Source organism: Nocardia sp. N2S4-5 (assembly GCF_044628355.1).
Classification (GTDB): Bacteria; Actinomycetota; Actinomycetes; order Mycobacteriales; family Mycobacteriaceae; genus Nocardia; species Nocardia wallacei_B.
Genome location: NZ_JBIUPM010000001.1, coordinates 7,172,838 through 7,199,350, shown reverse-complemented (window position 1 = coordinate 7,199,350; position 26,513 = coordinate 7,172,838). Strand labels below are relative to the sequence as shown.

The following is a 26,513-nucleotide window of genomic DNA, read 5'->3' as shown; positions in this document are numbered from 1 at the left end:
GCTGCTCCTAGGTCGCACGGGCGTCGGGGGCGCTCACCGTCACCCGGTCGGGCGGCGGGGCCACGGTCGAACGGTCGGACGGCGCGGCGCTCTGGTCGGACGCCTCGAGTTGGTCGGCTAGCACCCGCCACTGGGCGTCGTCGAGGGTCAGCACCTGGCGCAGTCGCCAGAAGCGGGCGCGGAGATACATCTCGCCGCTGCCGTCCGCCACGACGTCGATATGGTCGGGCTCCTCCGTGGTGGGGTTGAAGGAGATCGTCGTGACCGGCGGCCGCTCGTCGTCGATGCTCACGATCGTCGCGCCGCCGCCCGGAATGAAGCTCTGCCGCAGCCGCGGACTGTCGACGAGGGCCACGTCGCCGCTGTTGGTGACGATCGTGATCTCCGGGTTCAACAGCAGTTGCAGCACCCAGGAACGGGCGACCGTCTCGGGCCGGTCGGCGTTGATCGCGAGATCGAGGCTGGCCGAAAGGTCCAGCACCAGAACAGATTCCGCCGTGGTGACCCCGACGATGACCAGCCGCCGCGACGTGCCCGTCGGATGCGGCAGGTCGTCGGCGGCCAGCGTCATCACGTCGGAGCCGACGCCACCGCCGGCGGCCGGGTACACCGTGACCGTGCCCGTGGCGATGTCGACGGTGAAGGCGGAGATCGGATGCGAAACCCGGTCCGCCACACCGACCAACCGGCTCAGCCCTTCCTCGTGCAGCCACCGGATGGTGTCGGCGACGGTGACCTGGACCTCGGTCATGCCGATCGTCCCGGTGCCGCCGGTTCCGGCGTGGGCGCATCGATCGGATCGGATTCGGGCGCCGGCTCGGCGTCCATGAGCACCCGGTACTGACGGGCCGCGTCGCCGGTGCTGTCGCGAATCGCGCCGATGATCTCGGCGACCAGCTCCTCGCTGGTGAAGCGGTCGGCCGTGCCCGGCGCGAGGTAGAGGCCGGTCAGCCGCCCCATCGCGTCGACCTCGGGGATGACCGCGCCGCTCGCCGACGGGCGGCGCGCGCGAATCCCATCGATGCGCTCGCGCAGGTCGGCGATGCGGTGGCGCAACTCGCGCGCGGCGTCGAGCGCCGCCTGCACATCGGGATGGATTTCACTCATGTGGAACCTCCAGCTCGTGTCTGGTCCTGGCCGGCCGGCCCCGGCGTCGGTGGTGTCACGGTCGGCGCGATCGTCGGCTTCTCGCCGATCACCTGCTCGGTGTGCGGCGTGTCGTCGACGTACATCAGCCGGTCCGGATGCCAGGCGACCACCCGGTTGCGTTCGCTGCTGCCGCCGCCGTTGGCGCCGCCCATACCCGGGGCCATCGGCATGTACGGCATCATTCCCGATCCCGCGCCGGCGCCGCGCGCCGCACCCCCGACCGGATTTCCCGTGCCGCGCAAGGGTTCCGTCACCGAGGCCGTGCCCGCGCCGCTGAACCCGGCCGCCGAGGCGACCATCGGGCCCATCGCCGGTGCGGACGTCTGGTTGATCGCGCCGGAGACGTCGCCGACGCCCGGCACCCCGCCGCCGGTGAAGTCGCCGCCGCCACCCCCGCCGCCGAGGGCCGACGCGTAGTCCGCACCGAGGCCGTAGTCGCTGTAGTCGTAGTCGCTCAGGCCGTCCGAGGAGTCCCCGCCCTGATCCCCCGCGAGGCTGCCGGCGCCGCTCATCATCGAGCTGAGCAGGCTGGGCAGCATCTGCATCAGCGCGTTGTCACCGCCCGAGGACGAAGAGTTCTGACCGGAGGATTGCCCCTCGCCCGTCGCGTTCTTTCCGTTGACCGTGCTGGAGTAGCCGGTCATCGTCTCCGCCGAGCGCGCGTTCTGCTCCTCGTACTTGGCCAACGCCTTCTGGATACCGAGCTGGTCCTTGGTGCGGATGGCTTTCAGCAGTTCCTTGCGGGTGGCGATGATCTCCTCGGGGGTCGGGTGTTTCGCTTTCGCCGTATCGAATGCCCCGGTGTAGGTGTCGACCATGTCGAGCAGCTTCTCCAGTTGACCGCGTTGGTCGTCCAACTGGTTCCGGAAGCGATGCAGATGCCCGGCCGCCTCGCTGCCGACCGGGGTCCAGTGCTGCAACGCCTGCGCGGCCGCGTCCACACCGGAGACGATCTTCGGGTGCGCTCCGGCCAGGAAATTACGCACATCGGAGGTGAACCCGTTCGCCGGACCCGTCCCCGGCCCGGCACGCAGCTGCTGCGCGTAGACCAAGGGGTCCCCGGCCGCCGCGGCCGCGGGCATATTGAAGGTGGGCGGTCGCCACTGGCCCGGCAGCGCGACGGGCGCGACGGGATTGTCGATGATCTCACCGCCGCTGCCGTTCACCGCACGCGCGCCCTCGTCGTCGGCGCCCGTGTAATCCGACGCCGAGGCGCCGACCTCATGAGCCAGGCGGTGGATGTCGTTCAGCACCCCGGCCATGCCGTTGAACGCGTCCGCGGCCTTGTTGTTGAGGTGCGGAACCGAGCCTGCCGAGATCGGGTCGGACCCCGCGGGCAGGACCCAGGACGTCGGAATCTCGCCGCCCGTCCCGTTAGCGAGCTCGGCGAGTTGGGACGCCGCTGCGGCCAACTGCGCCGGATCGACATTCAGCGCCATGACTGCCTCCTCTCACCTTCGACTCCGCGCCGCGGCCGGCCGATCACGCCGGTGCCGCGACGGCCGGTGCGTCGACCGCGTCCGTGCCTGTCGGCAGCGCCGAAGCCTGGTCGCCGTGGCTGTTCGCAGAGCCGTCCCCTTCGACGCCGTGCGGATGCGCGAATCCGGAGAACTGTCCGAATTCGCCCTTCTTGCCGGACATCTGGGGCGAGAACTGCTGCAGCTCGCCGTCGATGATGACCTCCAGTGTTCCCTCGCCGCCGGAGCCGCTCGAACTCGAACTGCTCGAACTCGAACCCGAACCACTCGAACCCGAACCACTCGAGCCGGAACCGGACGAGCCCGAACCGGAATCACCCGGACCACCGGAGCCGAGCGAGCCGGGCCCGGAATCGATGGGGCCGCCGGTCGGGGTGATAGAGCCGTCCACGGCGAGATCCATGCCGGTGCCGGAATCCATTCCGCCACCGCCCTCGCCGGATTTCCACACCACGACCAGCGCGGTCTGGCCGTCCCAGGTGGCGACGTCGCCGGTCTCCAGCTGATACGGATCGACCAGCGCGCCGATCTGCTTGTCGTCGGTCCACTTCGCGGGCGTGTTCTCGTACGCCTTCTTCGCGTCGGTGCCGGCGTGGTTGCCGAAGGCGGCATCCAGCGCGGCGGCCACCGTCGGCCAGACCCGTTGCGTCCGACCGTCGGGGAAGGTGTAGAGCACCTTGCCGTCGGCGCCCGGTTCGCGGCTCGGCGGCGGGCCCTGCGGCGGAGCGTCGCCCTTGGGCGGCGGCGTGGCCTGCGACGACGACGGCGGCGCGGCGGCGGGGGCCTGCGCCGCGGGCTGTGCGGCGGCGGGCGGCGCCGCGGGCTGGGCCATCACCGGCTGCGGGTAACCGCGCATGTCGCGGTCCGGGTCCAGCCCGTTGCGACGGTCCTCGAGGTCCCGATCGTTCATGCCGCGCTGCATCATCTGCGACATCAGCATCGGCAGCAGCGTGCTCATCATGTCCATGCCGCCCATTCCGCCCGCGGCGCTGGCCGGCGTCATCCCGGCGCCGACGCTGGGATCCAGGCCGCTGCCGTTCGAATTGCCCAGGCCGTTGGAGCCGTCCAAGCCGTTCGAACCGTCGAGGCCGTTCGAACCCAGCGGATCCTTGCTGCCGGACGGGTTGAGACCCGAATCGTCGGCACCGAGATCGATGGGCTTGAAGCCGGGGTCGGTGGTAGCGCCCGTGGGAGTGGTCGGGTTGAGCCCGGTCGGGTTGTAGGAAGGGTTGGCATTGCCGGGGTTGGCGGCGCCGAGCTTGGTCTCCAGCGCGTTCAGTCGATCCAGGATCGCCTGCATCTCGGTGGTTTTGCCATTGGCTTGGTCGCCGATCTTGTCCTGAGCGGTCTTCGCCTGTTCGACCGCTGCCTGGGTTTCTTGGACGGCCGTATTCAAATAATCCAGGATGAAGTCGTCCTGGGATCCGCCCGGCGCGGGTACCGGTGCCTGCGCGCGGAGCTTCTCGATAACCGAATTTATGCCCTGTTGAGCAGCGGTCGAGACGGCTGCGGAGTCCTGGGCGATCGGAGATATATCCTTGTCGAGCGCGACCAGCTTGCGCAGTGACTCGCGAAGAGTTCCGCTCAGCGTGACATAGTTCGCGATGACGTCACCGGCCAAGGTATGGCCGAAGCCATCCGAATTCACGGCCTGCGGGGGAATTTCCGGCGATTTGTCGGGAGGGGGCTTCTTGGTGCCCTTTCCCATACTGTCGAAAGTCTGCTTGAAGAATTTCGGCATGCCTTCGTAGATATTCGCGGTGGTTTGGCTGAAACGAAACGGCTCATGCTCCGGACGATACTTCGACATGTCCGGCATGTTGAGCGAGGTCATTTCCAGCGGCATATTTCGCCCCTATGCCGGAGTCGGCAGTTCTTTTGTCGGCAGCGGACCCACATTCGCTCCCCCTGGACCGGACGCCGCGGGGTGCATAAATCCCGAGAGTTTATTTCCACCCACGCCCGATAACGCGGCGGCGGCGGTACCGCGGCCCATATGCCCCATCGACACGAGTGCCAGCTCCCGCCGGAACCCGAGCCCCACCGAACCCTTGCCGAACGCCAGTCCGAGATCCTTGGTAAGGCTGGTGCCGAGGCTTTTGAAGCCGCCTTTCATCAAACCGCTGGTGGCACCGCCCACCAGACCACCGCCCAACATTCCGAGTCCACCGCTGATGAGTCCCGTTTCGAGGCTGTCACCCCAGCTCTTGCCGTCGATGTAATGGGCCGCCAGGGTGCTCGCGGCGCCACCGAGCAGCGCGCTGCCGGCCGGACCGCCCAGCGCGAACCCGACCCCGGTCGCCACTCCGCTGACGACGTCCGACCAGCCGAGACCGAAAAGACCCATTACATCACCATTTCCACGAAACCGACAGCCGTAACCGCTCCGGTGGGCCTGCTGGACCCATTGTCGAGGATTCCCAATAATGGGAACCGCTATCCCGTCACGGCGCGTCAGGATGGAGCCGGAGGACGTAGACTGACGTGCGCGAATTGCCCTGACGGCCACCGAGTTTCCCGGCGCCGAGACAGATGGGGAGGCGAGGAATGAACGTGGACCACGTGCCCCGATGGCGCGCGCCCGGCGGTGACCGATGACGAGCCCAGCCGAGGTGACGCCCGACGTCGCCGACGACGACGCCGAGGCGACCGGAGCCGACGGCGCCCCGCAGCCCACGCCGTGGTCCGGCAGGTCCGGACCGCATCGGTCGCGATCCGAGGAGCGCACCGCGACTCCCAGCGGACCGGCCGTCCCCGACCAGAACCGGCCCGCCGCACAGGGACAGCCCGCGCCGAATCCACAGGCCACCACCCCCGGCACCACCCCGACACCGGGCCCGGGAACAACGGCCGTCGGGCCACAGCCCGCCGCGCCGGCCGGCGCGGCCACGACCGCGCCGCCACCGAATCCGGCTGCCCCGCAGGGCGCGACGACGCAGTTGCCCCAACCCCCGCCCGCCGCCGCACCCCCCGCCGAGGAGCCGGGCCCCGACCTCGACGCGCTCGCCGAACTGGCCCCGGCCGCGCTCTCGGCCGGGGCGATGGCCATGACGATGTTGCCGATGCTGGCGTCCGCACTGTCCGGACTCAACGGCGGCGGCTCGAACGGGCAGACGGGAACGGGCGGCTCGACCGGAACCGGCGGCTCGGGGACGGGCGGCGCGGCCGCCGGTGGGAACGGGCAGCTCTCCCCCGAAGCGCAGCACGCGATTGCGGTGCTCAAGAAACTGCAATCGGTCTACGGCGAGGGCGACCCGCTCAGCCCGAAGACGAAAGAACTCGCCGACGAAGCCGGATCCCGGCCGACCGGAACCGGATCCACGGCGAAGGCGGTGAAACTGCGCCGTCTCTACCAGCGCACCGTGTCCACCGCATTCAACAATCTGGACAATCAACTCGTCCGCTATATGAAAAGCCTCGCGGGCAATCACTCGCTCGACAAGGCGGCCGTCAACAAGCTGCTGCGTGAAGTCGATGTCGCCCTCGCGGAACTCGGGCCCGCCGCCTACACCAAAGAGGGCCAGATGCGCGTGCACCAGATCCTCACCGTGGCCGTGCAGAAAGCCGAGAAGATCGTCACGGGCGGACAGGCATCCTCGTCCGCGACGACCGCGCAGATCAATGAACTCACCAAGCAGTACATCTACAACCTGGCAGGCCAGAACTACACGCCCAAGGCCCTCTCCGTCTCCGGTGGTGGGTCACCGGCGGCCCAGCGAGCGATCCAGGAGGCGCTGGCCCAGGTCGGCGATCCGTACGTCTGGGGCGCCGAGGGGCCCAATTCCTTCGACTGTTCTGGGCTCATGCAATATGCGGCGCGATCGGCCGGTGTCAATATCCCGCGCGTCGCGGCGGACCAGTACCGCCAGCTGCCGAAGGTCCGGCCCCAGGACATTCAGCCGGGCGACCTGATCTTCCCCGCGGCACAGTACAACGGCGGCAATCCCGGCCACGTGATGATGTACATCGGCAACGGAAAATGCGTCGAGGCGCCGCACGCCGGTGCCAATGTCCAGGTGACGTCCCTACCGGGCAGCTATTACGCCAGCCGCTGGACCGGGTGACCCTCGCGCGGCGTCAATAACCCACGTACGACCCACCCGCACGCATCTGCGCGATACCCGGCACGTCGCTCACCGAGCCGTAGCGCGCGATGGAATACCGCACCCCGGCGATGATGTTGTCGACCGGATTCCAGATGTCGCGGTGACCGGGCAGCGCGTACGCGTTGAACGTGGGATCGATGGTCTGCATGAGCCCTTTCGACGGGTGGCCGGCGGCGGCATTGCTGTCCCACAGATTGATCGCATGCGGATTACCGCTGGACTCGTGCTGAATGATCGCCGCGATGGCGGACGGATCGATCTGCCTGACGTCGTAGCCGTGCTGCTGCAGGATGTGCAACGCCTGGTTGATCCACACGCCGGTATTGCCCGACGGAAGTCCCGACGGCGGTCCCCCCGCAGCGCCCGCGCGCCGCATCGTCTGCGGAGCGCGAGTCGGACTGGATTCGGAGACATACCGATTCGCGAGCGCGGTCACCTGTTCGGCCGTGACGGCGGTCGAGGCCTGTCCCTGTCCGAGCACCGACCCGGCACGATGCAGCGCGTTGCCGAGCGTCTCGATCACCTGGCGCTGCCCCGCCGCGGTGTTGGCGACCGGGCCCAGCGCGGTGAGCGCGGCATCGGTTTCGGCGATGATGGCCGCGACCGCCGCGCGACCGGCCGTCGTGTCGTCGGCGGCGCCGCCGAGCAGCCGGGACAGCTCCGCGTTGAGGTGACCCATCGCGTCGCCCTTTCCCGCGCGGCCCTGGTCTCCGGCCGTATAGCTCCGGCTCACGGCGTTGTCCCAGGCCACCGGCCCGGTAGGCGCATCGGAGGGCGGCAACAGGGGTGGTGCGTAGGGTTGCCCGGCCTGACCCGGCTCGCCGGAACCGTACTGGGCCGCGATGGCGACCAGCGCGCCCATGGCCGCTGCCGCCATCGGCATGGACGCCGCGGCCGCGCCCGCGCCGTCCGCCGCCGAAGCGGCTGCGGCGGAAGGGGTTTGGGCGGGCGCCGAACCATTGGTCGTGGCGGCTGTGGTGTTCGACGCCGCGGCGGGCTTGGCCGCGGCGGACGCGGCGGGAGCCGGTGTGGGCGGGGTCCGCTTCCGCCCGTCGCGGTCGCGGCGCGGCTCGGCGACAGCGACGCTCGCGCGCGCGTCCGGCTGGTCGCCGCCTCTGGGATCAGGCCCCTCGCGCTCCGTAACCATCTGCCGCCTCGCCGTTCATCCGCCGTGGCGCCGTCTTCGCCGGCGTAACCGTGCGCCGTTCACGACACACCGCGCAGCACGCGCTTCACGCGCACGTCGGCGGTCGCCGGGACGAACTGCTCGACCGGTTGCCCCGTGCCGGGATCGACGGTGACCAGCTGTGTCCCGCCGACCGCGACACCGACCCGGGTAGGCGCGTTGTCCTGGAAATCCCAGAACACCAGATCGCCCGCCGACATCGCGGCCATCGCCACGCGCTGGCCGCAGGCGGCCTGCCCGGCTACGGAGGCAGGCAAGGTCACCACGGTCGCGACCTCGGCGCCGCCGGTGATGGCAGCGCAGCCACCCGGACCGAAACTGCCCTGAGCGGTTCCGCCCCCGGCCGCGGCCGCCGACCGGTCGTTGTCCTGGTCGGTCGTTCCACCGGCACCGCAGCGCCCGGTTACGGCGGCGGCCGACGCCTGCGCGATCACCGACCGAGCAAGGGCGGCATCACCGGATTCGCCGTTCGCGCCCTGGGCGGACCCACCGCCCTGGAGCCTGCCCAACGCGAGTTGCCGCGCGCACTCGGGGGCCGACCCGTCGTTGTACCCGCGCAACGGCGGCAGTTGATAGGGCGCCGCCCGCATCGCCGTCAGGCAGGTGCGCTGCCAGGGGGACACGGATTTGTCGTCCGGCGCAACGGTAAGGCTCGCATAGGGATTCGTCGTCGGCGCCGCCGACGGTGTCTGCGTCGGATACCGCGACTCGTCACCGCCCGGGACCGGCTCCGCGGTCCGGACGACCGCGGACTCGGGCCCGATCGCGCTGTCGCACTGGTAATGGAAGTCCGACGACAACGCCTCGGTGGTGCTGCCGGTCACCAGGACCACCAGCAACATGACGAGAATGATCAGCACGACCACGAGGACGACGATCCACCCCCACGTGGGGATCAATGCCACCAGCATCGAAAGCATGATCACGCGATTGAGCACCGGAGCTCACCTCAGCAATCTCTGCACGTCGGAAAGTCCGCTGCGCCAACGCGCATGGCCGGGGTTGCCCGAACTCGGAACCACCGACAGGGCCGGAGCCTTGGTGGATCCCGACAACCTGTTCTGCGTCTGGATCGTCTCGTAGAGTTCGTTCCTTACGTTCCGCATCCGTTGCTGATCGGTGATGTCGGCCAACAGTCCGGTCCCGCGTTTGGCAACGAGTTCTTCCATATCCTTGGCGTGCTCGTTGACGACCCAGCGCCGCATACGTTCCGCGTTCTCCGGGGCGAGAGTGGTCAGCATGCGGTGCTCCGCACCTGTGATGTGCCCGGCTCTCAACATTTTGTCCGCTGTCGAAGCAGGCCCTCCACCGGCGACGTCGTTCAACGCGGTGATCATGTCGTTCTTGGCCTCGCGGGCGGTCCCGCGCCGCATGTACCGCTCCACGAAAGAGGTCTGTGCACCAGCGTTCGTTCCGCCGTCCAGATCGATACCGCCTCGCCTGGTGCGGCGGTATACCCGGACGGATTGGCGCAGGGTCGCGTAGTCGGCCGCAACCTCTTCCGCATCGATCCTGCCGTAGGGCTGTCCGGATTGAGCACGGTTCAGATACGCGATCGAGGAGTTCTGCGCGCGTTGCACGGAGGCGACCATGAGCGAGAGGTCGGCATCGGTGAAGGCTTCGTTCTTACTCATCGTTTCGACGATCTGGCGGGAACGCGCCCCGTACAGCGCCATCTTCTCGTTCTTGCCGCCCGCACGGCGGTGTGCGCCCATGACGTCGGCGACAGTGCCACCGGAGTCCAGGACGCCTTGGACGCCCGCCGCGGTGCCGAGGATGGTGTCCAGTCCGCCGTAGACCTCGGCATCCAAACCGTATTGCTGACCGATCTGCTGCCACTTCAGGTAGGACGCGTTGTACATGCCGTCCAGGCCACCCATACGGGCCTCGTCCACCCAGACGCCACCCTGCGCCTTGGCCATCTGCGCCTTCAGCCGCGACTGCGGATGGAAGGACCCGGGCAGCCCGCCCAGCAGCCATTCGGTCAGCGGCGAGTTCGCCACGGTGCTCACCGCGGCGAAGGTGGCCAGACCGTGCATGTGGTGATCGGTGCCGACCTGCCCCATACCGATGGCTCGGCCACCACCACCGCCGCCACCGCCGCCACCTCGGGCCAGCGCACCCTGCGTGGCGAGCGCGAACCGGTTGGCGACCCAGTCGTTGCCGTGATCCAGGCTGCTACTCAGTTTGTTCAACTGCATGATCGCGACAATCATCACCACGGCGCCGATGAAGAAGACCGCCATCTCCTGGCCCTGCGCCTGGCGGAACAGGTTGCCCAGGAACAACACATAAAAGCCCAGGAAAACGGTGTAGGCGGCCATCTTCCCGGCCGCGATGAATCCGTCGGCGACATTGCGGATCAGAAAGGTCTGGGTCGGGCCGTAGATGAATCCACCGGCCGCGAACCCGACGATCGCCATGAACCCGTGGTAGATCGCGTCCAGCGCCGCCTTGATGATCTTCAGCGCGAGATACACCGCGAACAACAACAGCACGCCGCCGCAGAGCAGCAGGATCAACCCCGCACCGATCTGGCTCACCGAGGCATCGCCGGCGGCGGCATACGCCGCCGCGTCACCACAGGCCTTCAGGCCGTTCTTGACCCGATCGTCGTTGCCGGAATTGATGCCCGCCGACCACATCGCCTCGCAGCTGGGCCGTTGATCGACGATGTGACCGAAATTCCAGACCTGCAGCGGCCGGCGCGCGAAATTGTCGGCGAGATCGGCCTGCATGGTCGCCACCAGTGCGGTGGGATCGGGATTCGACTTACCGTTGAGCCCCGCCGCCACCGTGATACCGAGATTGCGCCCCTGCGCCAGCCACCCGTTGGAGCCCAGCACCTCGCCGAGCGGCTCGGCAAGGAACAGGGTGCCCACGATCGCGACCACGAGCATGGTGACGACCTGCAGCGTCGCCTTGGTATAGAAACCGCGACTCACGAAATACGCGACGAAGAAGGCGCCGACGGTCGCCGCCGTGATGAGCATCAGCGGGGTCGCGAGCTGCCCGGTCAGATTGACCGCCACACCGTGCAGCGCCGAGCTGAAGACATCGAGCCACCGGAAACTCAGCGCCCAGCCGATCAACCAGATCGACGAGGTGACAAGCACGCTCCAGCCCGCGAACTCCAGATTGAGGATGATCGATATGCCCGTGTTCACCGGCTCGAACAGGCTGCCGTGATCGGTCACCAGCTGGTATCGCGACAGCGGCACACCATTGGAATCGCGGATGTTCATCCAGCTCAAGCCGCTGTTGCCCGGCTCGGTATGACTCTCGGTGTCGGTGATGGTACTGGTCTGCGCCGTCGCGACGGCGCCGATGATCATCGGGAATACGAACAGCACCGACACGACCACCGTCGACCACACGGTCCACCAGCGCCGCCGGCTGACAGCGGTCCATCCGACGAACCGCCGCCACAGCTCCGACGGACGCCAGCGGCGGCTGTCGAACAGGGCCAACTGCCAGGCCAGCAGCCTGTGTTCGTCCTCCATCCGGCGATCGAGACCGCCGATCGCGCTCATGACACGGCCTGCCGTTCCGGCACCATTTTCCGCATCACCTCGGGCGTACTACCGATCGCCTCGGCGCGGTCTTCGCGGGCGGGTCCGAGGATCTTCCCCCGGCCGATTCGGTTGAGCGCGTCCCGCATGAACATTTCACCGCGCCGTTCCTCGGGAACCTGCCGCCCCTGCCCGACCGGCGGCGACGTCTCCTCACGCAGCACCTGCAGCAGGAAGGGAGCCTCCGTCAGGTCCACGCCCAGCCATTCGAGGCTGTTGCGCGCCAGCGTTTCGTCGCGCTGCCGGAACACGAAGCGGTTCGGGATCAGGTTGTGCGCCGCGCCCTGGAAGTCGGTCGCCGGATCGTGCGACGCCAGCCCGATCGCGGCCAGGTGCTTACGTCCGTCACGGCTGAAGTCCGAGGTCACCGCGCCACCGACCTGAGTCTGGGTGAAGTGGTGTGCCTCGTCCCCGACGAGCAGACCGAACCGTCCGTTGTCGGTGAGGAACGCGTCCCGCGCCGCGACGCCCACCAGCTCGTACAGCGCGGTGCCCAGCCGTTTGGTCAGCGGCAGCCGGTTGTACAGGTGCGGGGTGGTGAGTTCCTCCGCGGACGGCAGCGTCAGATTGTGGCTGCGGACCACGGTGGCCGCGGCGTCCAGCCGCAGCGTGGGCAGCTTGGGATCGAACAGCACCGGCATCCGGTCCACGATGGTGCCCAGGCGGGCGGCCAGATCGGAGTACTCCTCCCCGTACCGGCCCTCGTCCCGTATCCGGCGCACGACGTGGAACAGATCGAGCATGCTGCGGATGCCGTGTTCCTCGATGCCCTTCTGGCTCAGCAGGTTTCCCATCGCCGCGCCCGCGCCGCTGGTCGGCGAGAGATCCAGCAGCGGCAGGATCGAGTCCAGCGCACGCTCCCCCGCAACGCGACGCGGGAACAGTCGCAACGGATCCAGGGAGACGGACGGATTGCTCAGATCGATCACGACGGCGTCATCGATGGACGACGCGAAATGCTCCCACTCCCCGACCTGACTGCGGTCGATGGCAAGGAACTGCCCGCCCATATCGTGGACGAGCACCGCCATCAGTTTCAGGAAGTACGACTTGCCCGAGCCCAGTTCGCCGGTGACCGCGAACGATGCGGAAAGGTCGTGCAGGGCCGCTTCCATGATCCCGAAATGAATAGGTTCGAAATTCCCGGACAGCAGATTGACGCCGATCACCGGCCCGCTGTCGTCGCCGATCTGGCTCGTGGTGAACGGGACGAATCCGGCCCACATGTCCGACGGGACGATATGCGCGAAATCCTCGTACGCCCGTCGAGGCGGGCTGCCGGGAATCATCATCGACCACAGGTCGACCTGCGCGCCCAGCGGTGTGGTCATCTCGACTTGAAAACGCTTGTAGCGACGCTTGATCTTGTTCACCGCGTCCATCGTCGCGTCGTGCGACGGGCTGCCGACGGCGATCACGGTGGTGAACGAGACCTCGGACTCGCCGCCGTTGACCTCGAAGTGGTGGTTGTACTCGCCGAGCGTCTGCGCCTTCGACATCAATGTGTTCTGCGCGAAGGAGACCTCCTGGTCGCGCTGATCCATCTGTTCGCCGAGCCGCCGCAGATTCAACTCGTTGTTCTTGAGCACCTGCTCGGCGGGCTTGGTCGACACCCGGATGCCCCAGTCGACGGTGACGTCGTCGAAGCCCTCCAGCACCGCGAGGAACTCACTGCCCCCGGGAAAGGTCATGCCCGCGTAGGGGAACGAATGCGGCGTGATCATCGCCTGATACGAAGGCCAGTAATCGAATTCGGGCTGGACCACCTTGATCACGGGAACGAACGAGGGCCGCAGCCGCCGTTTGCTGTCGGACTGGGCGCCCTCGTCGAGCGCCGCGGAACGGAACACCGCCGCGGTCGCGTCGTCCAGGATGCCGGCCCGGGTCGGCGCGACCGGATCGCCGCCCGCGCCGCGCGACAGATAGTGCTCCCACAACCACTGGAACAACGACGCGGGCACCGGCGTCGGCTCGAAGTCGCCGCCGATCCGCGACAGGATCTCCTTGGCCTTCTGGTCGTACTGTTCGAGATCGCCCCGGGAGATCGCCGACGTGTCCACGGTCGTGGCACTCCCGCGCCACACTCGCGACAGACCGGAGATGGCGGAACCGGTGGTGCCCACCGGGATGGTGAGCAGGTGCAGCCGGGTCTGCGGCGAGATCGCACGCACCCGTTCGTAGGAGGAGACGACCTCGAGGGCGTAATCCTCGCATTCATCGAGATCGACGCCCTCGACCATTTTGCTCAGCACATCGAGCGTATTGAGCCGCGCCTGAATTCCCAACAGCAGCGAGCCACTGGGCAGATTGTTTATCAGCGCGTGGTGCGCGGCCTTCACATCGTATTTATCGCTCTCCTTGCGGAGACCGTAGCCGAGGGGAGTAATGAAATAGGTCGCGGTGACGAGACCGGAATGCGTGAATTGGAGATTGCCCCGAATAGCCGCCGTGGGCTGTAGCTCCCGCTCGAATGCCATCAACCCTGCCCTTCAACCGATACGCCGCCGCTCGGGCTCGACACCCGCTTGGACACGGCGCTCCATTTTTCGACAATGCTCGCCGCCGGCTCGTAGACGGTCGTCGGCGGTGCGGCCACCTCGACCGCGAGGCTTTCCCGGTCGGGAAGAATCACCACAACGCTCTCCTCGATGAACATGGTGTGCCGCGCGGACTCCTCGGACACCGGCATGCCGGACGCCGAGACGGGCTTGCGGATGACGAGCAACCGGCTCACCCACAGAATGCGCGAGCTCATCCGCACGCCCGTATAGGGCACCAAACCGAGGCCGAACACCGCGGCGATGGTCACGATCGTGCCGGTGATGAAGGTGACCGCGGGATTCAGGGGCAGTGTCATGGCGAACACCGAGGTGATCAGCATGAGCACCACGCCGCCCACCACCTGAGGCAAGGTATACGGCCCGAACGGCAGTTTCTGCCCGTTCTGTGCCTTGCCGACCATGGTCGGCACCCGTTTGACCGGGGTGTATACCTTGATCAGCTGGGTCAACGGTAACTCCCGATCGGGTGATCTGGCACCACGTTGTTGGCGTCGACGCGCGCATAGTTGATCAGGGTCGGCAGGATCCACAGCAGCACGGCGGCCAGGATCGCCGATCCGGCGACCATCAGGATCTTGCTCGGTGACAGTTTCGACTTCGCGCCCTCTGAGATCAGCAGGCCGATGCCGACGATGGCGATGATGATCATCCCAAGCCAGCGCACCGTTTCCAGGATGTACTCGAGGATGATGCCGAGTTGAGTGCCCATGTGACTGCCCTTTCCGGATCAGTTCTGTCGTGCGGGCGGAACCGACACCGCCGTCGACGGCGCGGTCGTGGTGGCCTGCGCGGGAGCCCCGCCGCCCTGGGTCTGGTCGGCCACGATGGTCAGCGGAGTACGCAGTGCGGGAATCGGATCCACGGACTGCACCTGCCATTGGCCGGTGTTGCGCACCAGCGTCAGGGGATAGGCGAGCGTGGGAATCCCGCCCTCGGCGCCCTTCGCGTTGACCGTGGCCAGCACATGCGCCGTGGAACCGGTTGTGCCGCAACCGGAGTCGTCGGAGGTGACCGAGGCCGTCTCGACCGTGGTGAACGGTGAGGGCGACGGTGCGACGATCTCGGAGTTCAGCACGGTGTAACGGTTCATGTCCCCGCTCCCGGACAGGTACGCCTTCACGAAGCCAGTGGCGACCTGCGCGAGCGGCGTGTCCGCGGCGCATGTCGCGGAGTAGGAGAGAGCCAGGTCCCCACCTCGGGCCGGGCGCTCCACGAGGGTGGGTATCGCCAATGCCCGCAGGCCGTCGGTGACCGACACGGCGACCCGGTAGTACTGGCGAATCGGCCCGTCCTTACCGGCGGCGGCCGCGCCCGAGGCCCCGCCCATCTGGACCGACACGGTCACCGACCACACCTCGACGTTGCCCGCGGACATCTTGCGCGCCGCGTGCACCACCTGCGAGTCCGCGACCTGGCGATGATTGCTGGGCAACGTGATCTGTTGTCCCGCACTGACATACTGCGCGACGCGCTCCTGCTGGTCGGTCGACGCGGTGAGATAGGTGACCACGAACTCGCGGGCGAAGGACTGCGCCAGCTGCGAGCGGCCGATGATGCCCACGGTGGTCTCGTCGGACGGGCCGGGGGGCGGCGAGTCGAACCAACTGAGGACGGCGTGCCCGCCGCCGAGAACGGCCAAAACAGCCAGGACGGTGACAATAATATTGTCCCGGCGACGCCGCGCGGCCATCTGGCGAAGCAGTACTTCGCCCGAATCCCCCGATCGCGACTTTGTTCTCACCCTCGAAATAGTAGAGATCGCACTGGTCGGCACCGGCACGCTTTCTTCCCCCTACTGGGAATGCTGGTAATCAGCAGGCGGGGCTGCGATTCATGCGTCCGGACAACCAATGTTGCAGTTGATCATCGTATCCGATCGGCGATCGCGTCGGTTGCGGTTCCATCGCGTTGCGGTTCGGCTCGACCACCGGTGTATCCACGGCGACCCGCACCATCTGGGCGATGGCCAGCGGTCGGCTGGAATAGCCCGGATACGGGTACAGCAGCAACGAGGTCGGCGTGTAGCCGCCGCCGTAGTTGAGCGCCCGCACCGTCACCCCGGCGGTGTCGCCGGTGCGTAGCCGGTCGCCGAGTTCGACCAGGCGGGCGCGGTCGTCGGGGTGGAAGACATCGATCGGCCGGAACAGATAGTCCCAGCGGATCCAGGGCGCCGGATCGGTGAGCCAATGCGAAATGCTGGTGTACTCGAGCTGGACGACCGCCAGGTGGGTACCGGCGCGCCGGTGCGCCTCCCGCAACCCGACCCGCTCCAGCGTCGGCCACCCCGGGGAGGTGTGCTCCGAGGTGATGTCCTCGATCAACAACCATGCGCCCCTGGTCCGCTCGTCGTCGCGGACGCGAATCGTGATGCGCCACTGACCCAGCCGGCCCATGCCGTCGGTCACCGCGACGTCGAACTGCATCTTGCCGCCGGGCTTGGGATCATAGAGCAGATCCAGCATCTCGGCGTGCCGATCGAACGACGAGATCCGGTGGAAGAGTTCCGCGATCGACATCCGCGGCACGTACTCCTCGGGCGCGATTCCCGCCAGGCGCGTGATGCCACTGGGTTGCTGGAGGGTCTGCGAATGCAGATCCCAGATCGCCCCGACCGCGGGTCCGGGCGTCGGCGGCATGGACAGGGCCGGGCCGAGCCACAGCCGCACGGCATGGACGTCCCCGGCCGGGCCGAAGACCGGCCTGACCTTCAGCACATAGGGACCGGACCTGGTGGAGATCCGGAGATCAGCGTCCTCGGCCTGCTCGCGCGCGGCCTGGATCAGGTCGGCGATGCGGGTCGTGCTGATGGCATCATAGCAGGCCGGCATCTTGGCCAGCAACCGCTGAATCGCCCGCTGCCAACCGGCGAACTCGCGCGCCGAATCACCGACCGACGCGACGGACATCTCTTGCGCGCTCAGGGTCTCGATCGTCACCCATGGGATCACTGCGTCGCTTCGCATGTGCCTGCCCGTACCAGCCCGTTCCTTCGCCTGCATGACCCAGTTGAGCCATGCGTTACTCGAAGTAATGTACCGTTAGATAGTGGCCCATACAATAGGTACTGGTGGGTAAACCGGGACACGGGTGCCCTGTCTACAGCTCACAAAAAACCAGAGTCTTAACAGTGCACCAAAACGAACCTAAGGTCCAGTCGGCCTCCGCGGGTTAAATCGGCGGAACAAGGTGAAATCGGCAGCTTCGCCGCAACGAGCGTCCGGGGCGGACGCCGCCGGTCAGTCGCCGTCGGGGGTCATGGCCAGCACGCCGGCGCCCGCCAGCACGCCCACGTCGCCGAGTTCGGAAGGCACCACTCGCAGCCCGGTCAGGAAACCGAGCCGGGCGTGGGTGGCGACGGCCGCCCCGATCGCCTTCCACAGCGGCGAGCCGGCCACGGCCAGCGGGCCACCGATCACGACGAGATCGATGTCGAGCAGCGGCGCCACGGAAGCGATCACGCGCCCGAGGGCCGTGCCCGACCGCTCCATCGCGGCCACCGGAATCGCCTCGCCGGCAAGCGCACCGGCAACGAGGTTTTCCGCCGAGCCGCCCGTCCAGCCCTGCCCGGTCGCCCATCGCACCATGGCGTGCGCGCCGGCGACGGCCTCCAGACAGCCCCGGCCGCCGCAACTGCACCGTTCGTCGAAACCGGGAACGAGCATGTGACCGATGTGCCCGGCATTGCCCGTGCGGCCCACGACCGTGAACCCGCCCACCGAGACTCCGGCGACCACCCGATCGGACAGCAGGATCGCCAGCGAGTCCATCACGCTGCTGGTGGCGCCGAAATTACGTTCGGCCAGCGCCAGGCACACACCGTCGAAGGCGAGCCGCACCTCCGCGGCCGGAAACAGCTTGCGCACCTGTTCGACGATGGCGAACCCGGTACGCCACTCCGAGATCTCGGCGGGCGCAACGATTCCGGCGGCCATGTCGATCGGGCCGGCCGCCGCGATCCCCACGGAGGAGACCTCGGCGTTGCCCGCGGCGTCCAACAGCAGTTCCCGGCATGCGTCCCACACGCCGCGAGGCGGTACGGCGATGCGCCGTATCTCGTCCTCGCCCGCGTCTTCGGCCACTCGGCCGGCGGCGAACCGCGCCGGCCCGATCTCCAGTGCCAGTTGTGTCATCTGTTGCCCACCGCCGAGATAATTCGGAATGTCGAGGCACGAACCATAACTCAGTGGCCGCCGGTTGTGGCGACAACCCGGCGACGGCCCAGCACGATCCGCCGATGCGGCGTGGGCGGCGCCGGTTCGGTGCACACCGGCCGCGGCCCGTTGTGGATGATGCGCAGCGGCCGCTTGTGGTCGATCGGCGTGGCACGGTGCCGATCGAGGTTCTCCACGACCCGCCCAGCGCTGTCGTAGGCGACTCCGGCCCAGATCATCGCGCGGGGGGCGTCGCCGCGCGCGATCAGCGTCTGCGCCAACTGATCACAGTTGGCGAACAAGGGGCAACTGTGGCAGGTCCGAATCGCGGAGCGCCAGGATTCCGGCGTACCGACATCGAGATCCCAGTCGTCGGGACCGTCCGCGCAGGGTGGCCGATGGGTGGATTTGGTGGTGGTGACGCGAGCGGTCGCAGTCACGATCGCGGCCGGGAGTTGCACCGGCGCAGGGGTTTCCGAAACCAGCCGACGAGGCTGTGTGGTACGCATAGCCGTCTCCGAGGATGCCGAGGGCACGCCGAGATCGCGTGACCCGTGGTCGGGCGGACATCGAGGCTGCTCAACAGTCCTCGGAAAACCAGCAGTGAACGCTGTAGGTCGCACGTTAACCGACGATTCGAAGGTGGGCAACCACTTCCACGCTACTTAACGGCACGTTGACCAAGTCGTGATGCTGGCGTATCGTCGCTTAACGGCTCGTTCAGCCACGGTCCGTATCAGTGTGGCGTAGGTTGTGGTTTCCTGTGAGGTATGGCTGCAGTGGAGTACACCATTGATGAACTGGCGCGTGCAGCCGATACCACCGTGCGCAGCGTGCGCGTGTATCACGAGCGGGGGCTGCTGCCCTCCCCCGATGTCCGGGGCCGAATCGGATACTACGACGCCGACCACCTGAACCGCTTGCAAACCATCAGCCGGCTGCTGAGCCGGGGGATGAAACTCAACGGCATCCGGGAACTGCTCGACGCCTGGGATCGCGGCGACGGCCTGGCCGAGGTGCTCGGCGTGGCCGACCAGCCCGCGGCTCCGGCCCCGGCCTCCGCGTCCGCCGCCCCCGAAACGTCCGACGCCCCACCCGAACTCGAATTGCCGGATTACGTCAAGGAAGCGCTCGCGGGTAGCGACGACCCGCTGGACGCCTACCGGGTGATGAATCCGCGCTGCCACGATCTCGCCTCCCGGCTGGTCGATTCGGGCCTGCCCGTCGAGTCGGCGATCCAGCTGGTGGAACGGCTGCGGCAGGAGTGCGATCGGCTCACCGGCAGTTTCGCCACCGAGGTCTACTACCTGCTCGCCGGTCAGCAATACGAACGGTCCGAGCGCAGCCCCAAGGATTACGCCAAGCTCGAGACCGAGCTGGCCATCGCGCGGCTCATCGCCACCCGCGCGGCCTCCGAACTCATCGACCAGTCCTTCGGCCGGCACGCCGAGACCCCGCCGCACACCGCGACCCGCAAACCGGCCTGAGCGGCGCGGCTACTGCGTCCAGAGGTCGGCGTTCGGGAGGTCGGCCAACGCGTCGGTGACCTGGTCGTCGATATGCACATCCACACCGTGGCGGGGCATTTCGGTGGCGACGCGGGCCGCGATGCTCGGCGCGGCGCGATAGTCGAGCACGACTCCGCCCTGCGGGAACCGCATCTGTACATGGACTACGCGCTGAATCTCAGGCATTGCGTCACACCCACCAGACTCCGGTTTGCACGATTGCGTTCAGCATCTTTCGAGCAACCTTCAGTGTATAGACGTGGCCATGGCCCTGACCGCGCCAGACAGGACATCTACCGGACAACCGTGTCGCCGCAGGCGTCCATCGCGCTCACGCCACGACGCGCAGCGTGCGCAGTTCCGGGTCCGAGGGATCCGGCACGTTCATGCCGTCCGCGATACCGGAGCGGAGGTAGTCCACCACCGCGCGGTCGATCAGTTCGCCGGGAATGATCACCGGGATGCCCGGCGGGTACGGCGTCACCTGTTCGGCGGCGATCCGGCCGGGCGCCTGCTCGATGGGCACCGCCACGGTCGGCCCGAAGAACGCGTCGCGCGGCCGCCGCACCGACTCCAGTTGCAGCTCCCGCGGTGACGGCAGCCGAATCCGGTGCGGCGCCGGGTCCTTCAGTTGCACCCGCCATGCGGTGAGCGCGTCGACCAGCGTGTCGATGGTGGTCTTGTCGTCGGCCATGGACAGCGTCGCGAGAATGCGGCGGTGGTCGCTGTGCCCGAGGTCGATGCGCCGGTTCTCGCGCAGCCAGTCGACGATCTCGTAACCGGTGGCGCCGGTGCCCGAGACGTCCATCAGCACCTGCATCCGGTCCAGGTCGTGCGAGGCCTCGACGCCGAGCAGTTCCTCCTCCATCACCTCGATGCCCGGAATCCGCGCCAGCTCCGTGCGCGCCCGCGCCGCGTTCTCCAGTGCGGCGGTGAGCAATTCGCGGCCGTGCTCGACCATCTGGCGACGCCAGCCGTCGATGGCGCTGTACAGCAACACATTCGGGCTGGTGGTGGTCAGCAGATCGGCGCACAGCTGCAAGCGGCCGCGGTCGACCAAATCGCCCTGCACGTGGAAGACCGAACCCTGCTCGAAGCCCGCGCCCATCTTGTGCACGCTGACCACACAGATGTCGGCGCCGGCGTCCATCGCCCAGGTCGGCAGGTCGTCGTGGAAGGGCAGGTGCGCGCCCCACGCCTCATCGATGATGAGCGGCTTGCCACGCTCGTGGCACACCTCGGCGATGCCGGAGATATCGGCGCAGGTGCCGTACGGGGTCGGGCTGACGATCAGCGCGCCCGCCGCGTCCGGATGCCGTTCCCACGCCTCGCGGACCTGCTCGGGCGACGGCGGATGGGAGATGTGGCGCTCGGCATCCCACCGCGGGGTGACCCAGTACGGCTGCACGCCGGAGAACACCAGTCCGGCGATGATCGACTTGTGGCTGTCGCGGCCGACGATCAGCCCGCCGTCGCCGCCCGCCACCGCCATCATCGCGGCCTTCACCGACAGGGAGCTGCCGCAGGTACTGAAGAACGCCGTGTCCGCGCCGACCGCGTCGGCCATCAGCGATTCCGCCTCGCCCAGCCGGTGTCCGAGCGAGCGCCGGTCGTCCAGGCCGGGGGTCGCCAGCACGTCGCAGCGCAGCGCGTCGCCGAGCACGTCCCGGACCCGCCGGTCCGCGCCGCGCCCCTGCCGGTGCCCGGGTGGGGTGAAGCCGTAGCGGCCCAACCGCTGGTATTCCGCCAGCGCGTCGAGCATCGGTGCACGTGAATGGTCCATTACTGCGGCCATACCCGGTCGGAACGACGGTATGCACGGGGAGGTCCTACTGCGCGGGCGGCCCCGCGAGGATGGCCGTCACCACGTCGACGAGTTCGCCCATCACTTGCTCCGGGCCGAGTTGGACGCCGGAGATGGCGAGCAGGTTCTGCGTCTGGTGCACGTCGCCGAGCACCTGGAAGGTCAGGGTCATGGCCTGGGCGAGCCGGAAACGCACGGTGGGACGCGGCAATTCGGGATACCGGGCCTCGAGCAGCGCGGTGAAGCGGACGGCCTGATCGGTGAAACCATCGGCGACGGTGCGCAGCGCCGGATGGCCGCTGCCGAGGATGCCCGCGATGAACTTCACCCATGCCGCGCCCTCCCCCACGGCCATCTCCCAGACCGGCGTCACGAACGCCTCGGCGAGACCGCGCGCGGTGACGACGCCCGACTCCTCCATCTCGTCGAGCAGCACGCTGCGCCGGGCGGCCACCGCGTCGCTGCGCTGCCGGATCAGCGCCTCGATCAACGCGTCCTTGGAGCCGAAGTGGTAGTGCACGGAGGCGACATTGGTTCCGGCGGCGGCCATCACGGCCCGCAGCGACACCGCGTCCACTCCGCGCTCGGCGAACAGGCGCTCCGCGGCCAGCACCAGCCGCCGATCCGTCGGCATCGCCAGTTCGTCCGCGGTTACCCGGAGTTCGGCCTCGCCCGTTCCATTGGTCACCTGCCGCATTGTAATCAGGTGCGGACCAGCATTTCCGACAATCTCTATCAAGTGATCTAATCAACTGATAGAGTCCGTCGGCATGAGCACGCCGACCGCACTCGTGCACGATTTCGCCGAACTGACCGGGCTCGTCACCGGAGATCCGGCCGACGCGGTACCGGTGGTCGAGGTGTTCACGGGCAAGCCGGTGGCGCAGTTGCCGCAATCGTCGGAGGCCGATGTCGATCGCGCCTTCGCGACGGCCCGTGCCGCGCAGGCCGAGTGGGCGCGGTGGCCGGTGCGCCGGCGGCTGGCGGTGTTCGAGCGCTTCCACCGCCTCGTGCTAGAGCACCAGGCCACCATCACCGATCTGATCCAGTTGGAGACCGGGAAGTCGCGCCGCATGGCGTTCGAGGAGCTGTGCGACATCCCGATGGCCACGAGCCACTATCTGAAACACGCGCCGCGGCTGCTGCGCCCGGTCCGCCATCCCGGCGCGATCCCGTTCGTCAGCACCTCCACCGAGTTGCGCAAGCCGCGCGGCGTGGTGGGGGTGATCGCGCCGTGGAACTTCCCGTTCGCGATCGGCTTCTGCGACGCGATCCCCGCTTTGATGGCCGGAAACGGCATCGTGCTCAAGCCCGACAACCGGACGCCGCTGAGCCCGGCCTACGGTCTGAAGTTGTTGCGCGAGGCGGGAATTCCCGACGGACTGGTCCAGATCGTGTGCGGCGACGGCCCGGTGATCGGTCCCGCCGTGGTGGATCGGGCCGATTTCGTCATGTTCACGGGTTCGGAGGCGACCGGTCGCCGGGTGGCCGCGCAGGCCGCAGGACGTCTGGTCGAGGCGTGCATGGAACTCGGCGGCAAGAATCCGATGATCGTGCTGTCCGACGCCGATCTGGACGAGGCCGTGACGAGCGCCGTCGCCGGGGTCTTCAACAACACCGGCCAGCTGTGCCTGCATGTCGAGCGCGTCTACATCCACGAATCGGTCTATCCGGTGTTCCGGGACCGATTCGTCGCGCGGGTCGCCGGGATGCGCGTCGGTCCCGGCTACGACTTCGACGCCGAGATGGGCGGGCTGGTGTCGGAGGACCATCGCGACCGGGTGGCCGCGCAGGTCGACCGCGCGGTCGAACACGGGGCCCGGATACTGACCGGCGGCCGCGCCCGACCCGATCTCGGACCCACCTTCTACGAGCCGACCGTACTCGAAAACGTCACGGCGGGAACGGATTTGTTCGCCGAGGAGACCTTCGGCCCGGTGGTCGCGCTGTACCCGTTCACGACCGTCGAGGAGGCCGTGCGGCTGGCGAACGACACCCGCTACGGGTTGAGCGCCAGTGTGTGGAGCCGCGATCTGAGGGCGGCCCGCGCCCTCGGCGCCCGGCTCGAGGCGGGGCACGTCAATATCAACGACAGTGCGGCCCTGGCCTATGCGAGCAAGAACGCGCCCTCGGGCGGCTTCAAGGCCTCGGGCATGGGCGTGCGCAACGGCGACCAAGGGCTGCTGAAGTTCACCGAGTCGACCAATGTGGCCACGCTGAAACGCCAAGTCCTCACACCCCCGGCGGATCAGCCGTACGAGAAGTACGTCGACCAGACCCTCCGCATGCTCCGCATGATGCGCCGCCTCCGCCTGCGGTGAGTGCCGCCCTCCCGCCCTCCGGCCTGCGACGCTATTCCGTTGCCGCAGGCCGTATGCAGTAACCGTCGCGGACGAGGTGGAGCAGCCTGTCGAGCCTGTCCTCGGGTAGCCCGGTGAGTGCGATGCCGCTGACCACCACGAGGAGATCGGCGGCGTCGAGTTCGCTCGAAACGGCTCGGTCGCGCTGGGCGCGCGCGAGCAGACGTGCGGCCGCGGCCCGCATGATGGCGTGCCAGCCGGCGAACAGCCCGTCGCGCTCGCCATCCGGTTCATCGGGTATGGCCAGCGCCAAATCGCGTTTCGTGGCGACGTGGTGCATGAACGCTCGTAGCCACTCGGTGAGCGCCTGATCGGGATCGGTGCGATCCAGCAATCGATCGCTCAATCGGTCCAGATCGCGAACCTCTTCGGCGTACACGGCGGCGATCAGATCGGCTCGGGTGGCGAAGTGCCGGTACAGGGTGGCATTGGCGACCTCGGCGGTCTTCGCGACCTCATCGAGTGGCACATCGGTGCCGCGCTCGTCGAACAGCCGTTCAGCAGCCGCGAGTAGCGCGGCGCGGTTGCGTTCGGCATCCGCTCGCCGGGGACGCTTCGACGCTCGGGCGGCGGGCTGGCTTTCCGGGGACATCCCCGTTACTCTAGCCGAAGCAATAAACGGGGATGTCCCCGGAAAGGGCGGTAGGTCATGCTCACAGCTGAAGACAAATGGGCGATCGGCGAAACGATCTCCCTGCACGGGCACTTGTTCGACGAGGGGCAACTCGACCGCCTGGGCGAGCTGTTCACCAGCGATGTGGTCTACGACGTCAGCGATATGGATTACGGCGTGCTGGTCGGGATCGATGCCATCAGAGACGCGGGGCTGGCCCTCGGTGCGCGAAATCCGCTGGCGCACATCGTCACCAACATCGTCATCACCGATAGCGAGGACGACGACACAGCCACCGTGCGGTCCAAAGGCCTCGCCGTCATGAGCGATCGAAGCTGCGGAACCGTCACTTACGTGGACACCGTTCGCCGGCAGGCCGAGGGCTGGCGGATCAGCCACCGCAAGATGCTCGCGCGGCGCGAGCCACTCGGTGGCGTGCGGGATTAGGGCTTCACGACAACCTTCCCGACCGCCCGGTCCTCCTCCATGTACCGGTGCGCCGCCACGATGTCGTCCAGGCCGAAGACCTGGTCGATGTTGGGGCGGTAGGTCCCGGCCTCGACCTCATCGATGATCCGCTGCAACACCGCCGCGCTTCCGCGGCAGTCGTCGCTGTGGAACGAGGTGAGCTTGGTCCCGGACGGGATCATCGCGATCGGCTCGAAGTCCCGCAGCGTCCATCCGCTGAGCGAGCCTGCCACGCATACCGTTCCGCCGCGCCGAACCAGGCGCAACGACTCCGCCGCCGTCCGCGCTCCGACGAGGTCCAGGACATGATCGGGTCCCTCGGGCCACACGGCGTGGACGCTCGCGGCCAGGGAGCTGCCGTCGTCGAGGAACACGTGGTCGGCCCCGGCCGCCGTCAATGCCTCGACCTTGCTCGGCTGCCGGGTCGTGGCCGCGATCTGCGCGCCGCGACCGGCGACGATCGAGGCGGCGGCCATGCCCACCGACGAGGTGCCGCCACGAATCAGCAAGCGCCCCAGGGCATCCGGTGCGGGACCGAGGGCATCCAGCGCGCCCTGTGCGGTGAGGTAGGTTTCCGGCAGTGCGGCCAGCACCTCCCACGGCAGGGTCGTGGTGACCGGCATCAGCAGTGCGTTCGGCAGCAGCGCGTACTCGGCGTAGCCGCCGTCGAAGGCCCGGCCCATCTCCCCCATCACCGCCGCGACGATGGTTCCCTCGGGCAGGGCCGGATCCGTCGCGGCCGCAACGGTTCCCACGCATTCGATCCCGAGCACTCGCGGGAATTCCACCGTCGGCGAATACCCCTGCCGGGTGCGCAACTCCGACCGGTTCAGCCCGGCGCCGCGCACGCGCACCACACTCCAGCCCGGCCGAACCGCCGGAACCGGCAGCTCTCGGATCTCCAGCACCTCCGGTCCGCCCGCCTCGGTACAGACCGCCGCTCGCATCGTCGTACTCATGCGTTCACTGTCGCGGGAGCGCGATATGTCCGGCCACCGGTAGATTGCCAAGTTATGCCCGTAGGCCGCCAACCCGAGCCTCCCGGTCCCACGTCGCGGGTGTGGCCGTCGGGAGGGGTACACCTGTGGCCCTCGGACGGTACGAGTTCGCTGCATTCCCACCCCCGCGGGCACCTGGTGTACGCGGCACGCGGAGTCCTGTCCGTGCACACCGAGGCAGGCACCTCGATCGTCCCCGCCGATCGCGTCGCCTGGACCCCGACCCGCGTACCGCATCGCCACCGCGCCCACGGCCGAACCGATATGCGAATAGTCTTCCTCTCCGAACCCCTGGCCCGCCTCCTACCCCACCGCCCCGCGGTATTCATGGTCTCCACCCTCGCCCGCGAACTCCTCCTGGCCCTCACCGGCCCACGAAGCTACCCCGACCCCACCGGCAACAACGACCGCACGACCGATAACCACGTGCCCGGTGCAAGCGAAAGTAGCTGTGCCACAAATTATTACGGAAATGCGGTAGGCGACAACGAGGGTGGTGGGGAGGGGGATCGCGGTGTCCGGAGTTACGGCCGTGCCGCGCGTAATCGTCTGCGGCGGG

General features: G+C 68.0%; 24 protein-coding genes and 1 pseudogene. 5 read left to right on the top strand and 20 right to left on the bottom strand.

The features are described from left to right. Positions 1–7: 7 nt before the first annotated feature. The 5 genes from ACFMRZ_RS33400 to ACFMRZ_RS33380 are packed head-to-tail and all read right to left on the bottom strand — an operon-like array spanning position 8 to position 4,974. A complete protein-coding gene (locus ACFMRZ_RS33400) occupies positions 8–751 on the bottom strand; it encodes a hypothetical protein (RefSeq protein WP_400182192.1) in 744 nt (247 codons plus the stop codon). Continuing rightward, positions 748–1,107 (bottom strand): hypothetical protein, encoded by a 360-nt coding sequence (locus ACFMRZ_RS33395; RefSeq protein ID WP_280272479.1) that lies wholly within the window; start codon positions 1,105–1,107, stop codon positions 748–750. Before ACFMRZ_RS33395 ends, ACFMRZ_RS33400 begins: the two co-directional genes overlap by 4 nt. Further along, positions 1,104–2,588: a PPE domain-containing protein gene (locus tag ACFMRZ_RS33390; RefSeq protein WP_400182191.1), complete on the bottom strand. Its 1,485-nt coding sequence runs from the start codon at positions 2,586–2,588 to the stop codon at positions 1,104–1,106. Before ACFMRZ_RS33390 ends, ACFMRZ_RS33395 begins: the two co-directional genes overlap by 4 nt. A gap of 43 nt (positions 2,589–2,631) precedes the next feature. Beyond that, entirely contained in the window at positions 2,632–4,437 is a 1,806-nt protein-coding gene (locus ACFMRZ_RS33385; RefSeq protein WP_400182189.1) for a hypothetical protein, read from the bottom strand. Between the two features lie 45 nt (positions 4,438–4,482). Further along, the gene (locus ACFMRZ_RS33380; RefSeq protein WP_400182188.1) at positions 4,483–4,974 is read right to left on the bottom strand and encodes a hypothetical protein; all 492 of its coding nucleotides are present in this window, start codon (positions 4,972–4,974) and stop codon (positions 4,483–4,485) included. 247 nt (positions 4,975–5,221) lie between these two features. Here ACFMRZ_RS33380 and ACFMRZ_RS33375 point away from each other — a divergent pair, with 247 nt between their 5' ends. Next, positions 5,222–6,691: a C40 family peptidase gene (locus tag ACFMRZ_RS33375; protein ID WP_400182187.1), complete on the top strand. Its 1,470-nt coding sequence runs from the start codon at positions 5,222–5,224 to the stop codon at positions 6,689–6,691. A 13-nt stretch (positions 6,692–6,704) separates the two neighbouring features. Here the strand turns inward: ACFMRZ_RS33375 and ACFMRZ_RS33370 are convergent, their stop codons facing one another. The 10 genes from ACFMRZ_RS33370 to ACFMRZ_RS33325 form a co-directional block, all read right to left on the bottom strand. Further along, the gene (locus ACFMRZ_RS33370) at positions 6,705–7,880 is read right to left on the bottom strand and encodes a transglycosylase SLT domain-containing protein (protein ID WP_400182186.1); all 1,176 of its coding nucleotides are present in this window, start codon (positions 7,878–7,880) and stop codon (positions 6,705–6,707) included. Positions 7,881–7,939: 59 nt separating this feature from the next. After that, entirely contained in the window at positions 7,940–8,857 is a 918-nt protein-coding gene (locus tag ACFMRZ_RS33365) for a hypothetical protein (protein WP_280367950.1), read from the bottom strand. Between the two features lie 6 nt (positions 8,858–8,863). Then, complete coding sequence (locus tag ACFMRZ_RS33360) at positions 8,864–11,452, bottom strand: hypothetical protein (RefSeq protein WP_400182185.1); 2,589 nt, start codon at positions 11,450–11,452, stop codon at positions 8,864–8,866. Further along, positions 11,449–13,968, bottom strand: a complete 2,520-nt coding sequence (locus tag ACFMRZ_RS33355) for an ATP-binding protein (protein WP_400182184.1) — start codon at positions 13,966–13,968, stop codon at positions 11,449–11,451. Before ACFMRZ_RS33355 ends, ACFMRZ_RS33360 begins: the two co-directional genes overlap by 4 nt. Continuing rightward, positions 13,968–14,501, bottom strand: a complete 534-nt coding sequence (locus ACFMRZ_RS33350; protein WP_400182183.1) for a hypothetical protein — start codon at positions 14,499–14,501, stop codon at positions 13,968–13,970. The genes ACFMRZ_RS33355 and ACFMRZ_RS33350 overlap by 1 nt, the downstream gene beginning before the upstream one ends. Continuing rightward, on the bottom strand, positions 14,498–14,761 hold the full coding sequence (locus tag ACFMRZ_RS33345) for a hypothetical protein (RefSeq protein ID WP_187684214.1): 264 nt from the start codon (positions 14,759–14,761) through the stop codon (positions 14,498–14,500). The genes ACFMRZ_RS33350 and ACFMRZ_RS33345 overlap by 4 nt, the downstream gene beginning before the upstream one ends. 18 nt (positions 14,762–14,779) lie before the next feature. After that, a complete protein-coding gene (locus ACFMRZ_RS33340; RefSeq protein ID WP_400182182.1) occupies positions 14,780–15,793 on the bottom strand; it encodes a conjugal transfer protein in 1,014 nt (337 codons plus the stop codon). Positions 15,794–15,863: 70 nt separating this feature from the next. Continuing rightward, positions 15,864–16,988 (bottom strand): GAF domain-containing protein, encoded by a 1,125-nt coding sequence (locus ACFMRZ_RS33335; protein WP_400182181.1) that lies wholly within the window; start codon positions 16,986–16,988, stop codon positions 15,864–15,866. Positions 16,989–17,288: 300 nt separating this feature from the next. Next, positions 17,289–18,182, bottom strand: a complete 894-nt coding sequence (locus tag ACFMRZ_RS33330) for an ROK family protein (RefSeq protein WP_280272200.1) — start codon at positions 18,180–18,182, stop codon at positions 17,289–17,291. A 50-nt stretch (positions 18,183–18,232) separates the two neighbouring features. Beyond that, positions 18,233–18,712: a hypothetical protein gene (locus tag ACFMRZ_RS33325; protein ID WP_400182180.1), complete on the bottom strand. Its 480-nt coding sequence runs from the start codon at positions 18,710–18,712 to the stop codon at positions 18,233–18,235. A gap of 261 nt (positions 18,713–18,973) precedes the next feature. On the opposite strand from ACFMRZ_RS33325, the gene ACFMRZ_RS33320 reads away from it, so the two are divergent. Continuing rightward, on the top strand, positions 18,974–19,690 hold the full coding sequence (locus ACFMRZ_RS33320; RefSeq protein ID WP_400182179.1) for a MerR family transcriptional regulator: 717 nt from the start codon (positions 18,974–18,976) through the stop codon (positions 19,688–19,690). 9 nt (positions 19,691–19,699) lie between these two features. Here ACFMRZ_RS33320 and ACFMRZ_RS33315 read toward each other — a convergent pair whose 3' ends face one another. From ACFMRZ_RS33315 to ACFMRZ_RS33305, 3 genes are all read right to left on the bottom strand, one after another. Continuing rightward, entirely contained in the window at positions 19,700–19,897 is a 198-nt protein-coding gene (locus tag ACFMRZ_RS33315) for a hypothetical protein (protein WP_280367965.1), read from the bottom strand. Positions 19,898–20,042: 145 nt separating this feature from the next. Next, a complete protein-coding gene (locus ACFMRZ_RS33310) occupies positions 20,043–21,494 on the bottom strand; it encodes an aminotransferase class I/II-fold pyridoxal phosphate-dependent enzyme (RefSeq protein WP_400182178.1) in 1,452 nt (483 codons plus the stop codon). A gap of 46 nt (positions 21,495–21,540) precedes the next feature. Beyond that, the gene (locus ACFMRZ_RS33305) at positions 21,541–22,212 is read right to left on the bottom strand and encodes a TetR/AcrR family transcriptional regulator (protein ID WP_280272195.1); all 672 of its coding nucleotides are present in this window, start codon (positions 22,210–22,212) and stop codon (positions 21,541–21,543) included. 73 nt (positions 22,213–22,285) lie between these two features. Between ACFMRZ_RS33305 and ACFMRZ_RS33300 the strand changes: the two genes are divergently transcribed. Then, a complete protein-coding gene (locus ACFMRZ_RS33300; RefSeq protein WP_400182176.1) occupies positions 22,286–23,836 on the top strand; it encodes a succinic semialdehyde dehydrogenase in 1,551 nt (516 codons plus the stop codon). Positions 23,837–23,867: 31 nt separating this feature from the next. Here the strand turns inward: ACFMRZ_RS33300 and ACFMRZ_RS33295 are convergent, their stop codons facing one another. After that, positions 23,868–24,467 carry a TetR/AcrR family transcriptional regulator gene (locus ACFMRZ_RS33295; protein WP_400182175.1) on the bottom strand — a complete coding sequence of 200 codons (600 nt, stop codon included), beginning with the start codon at positions 24,465–24,467 and terminating at the stop codon, positions 23,868–23,870. 57 nt (positions 24,468–24,524) lie between these two features. Between ACFMRZ_RS33295 and ACFMRZ_RS33290 the strand changes: the two genes are divergently transcribed. Beyond that, positions 24,525–24,935 (top strand): nuclear transport factor 2 family protein, encoded by a 411-nt coding sequence (locus tag ACFMRZ_RS33290; protein WP_400182174.1) that lies wholly within the window; start codon positions 24,525–24,527, stop codon positions 24,933–24,935. Here the strand turns inward: ACFMRZ_RS33290 and ACFMRZ_RS33285 are convergent. Next, positions 24,932–25,915, bottom strand: a complete 984-nt coding sequence (locus ACFMRZ_RS33285) for a zinc-binding dehydrogenase (RefSeq protein WP_400182173.1) — start codon at positions 25,913–25,915, stop codon at positions 24,932–24,934. The genes ACFMRZ_RS33290 and ACFMRZ_RS33285 overlap by 4 nt on opposite strands. Before the next feature lie 54 nt (positions 25,916–25,969). Here ACFMRZ_RS33285 and ACFMRZ_RS33280 point away from each other — a divergent pair. Further along, a pseudogene (locus ACFMRZ_RS33280) lies at positions 25,970–26,221 on the top strand (cupin domain-containing protein); the annotation flags it as partial. Positions 26,222–26,513: the final 292 nt, after the last annotated feature.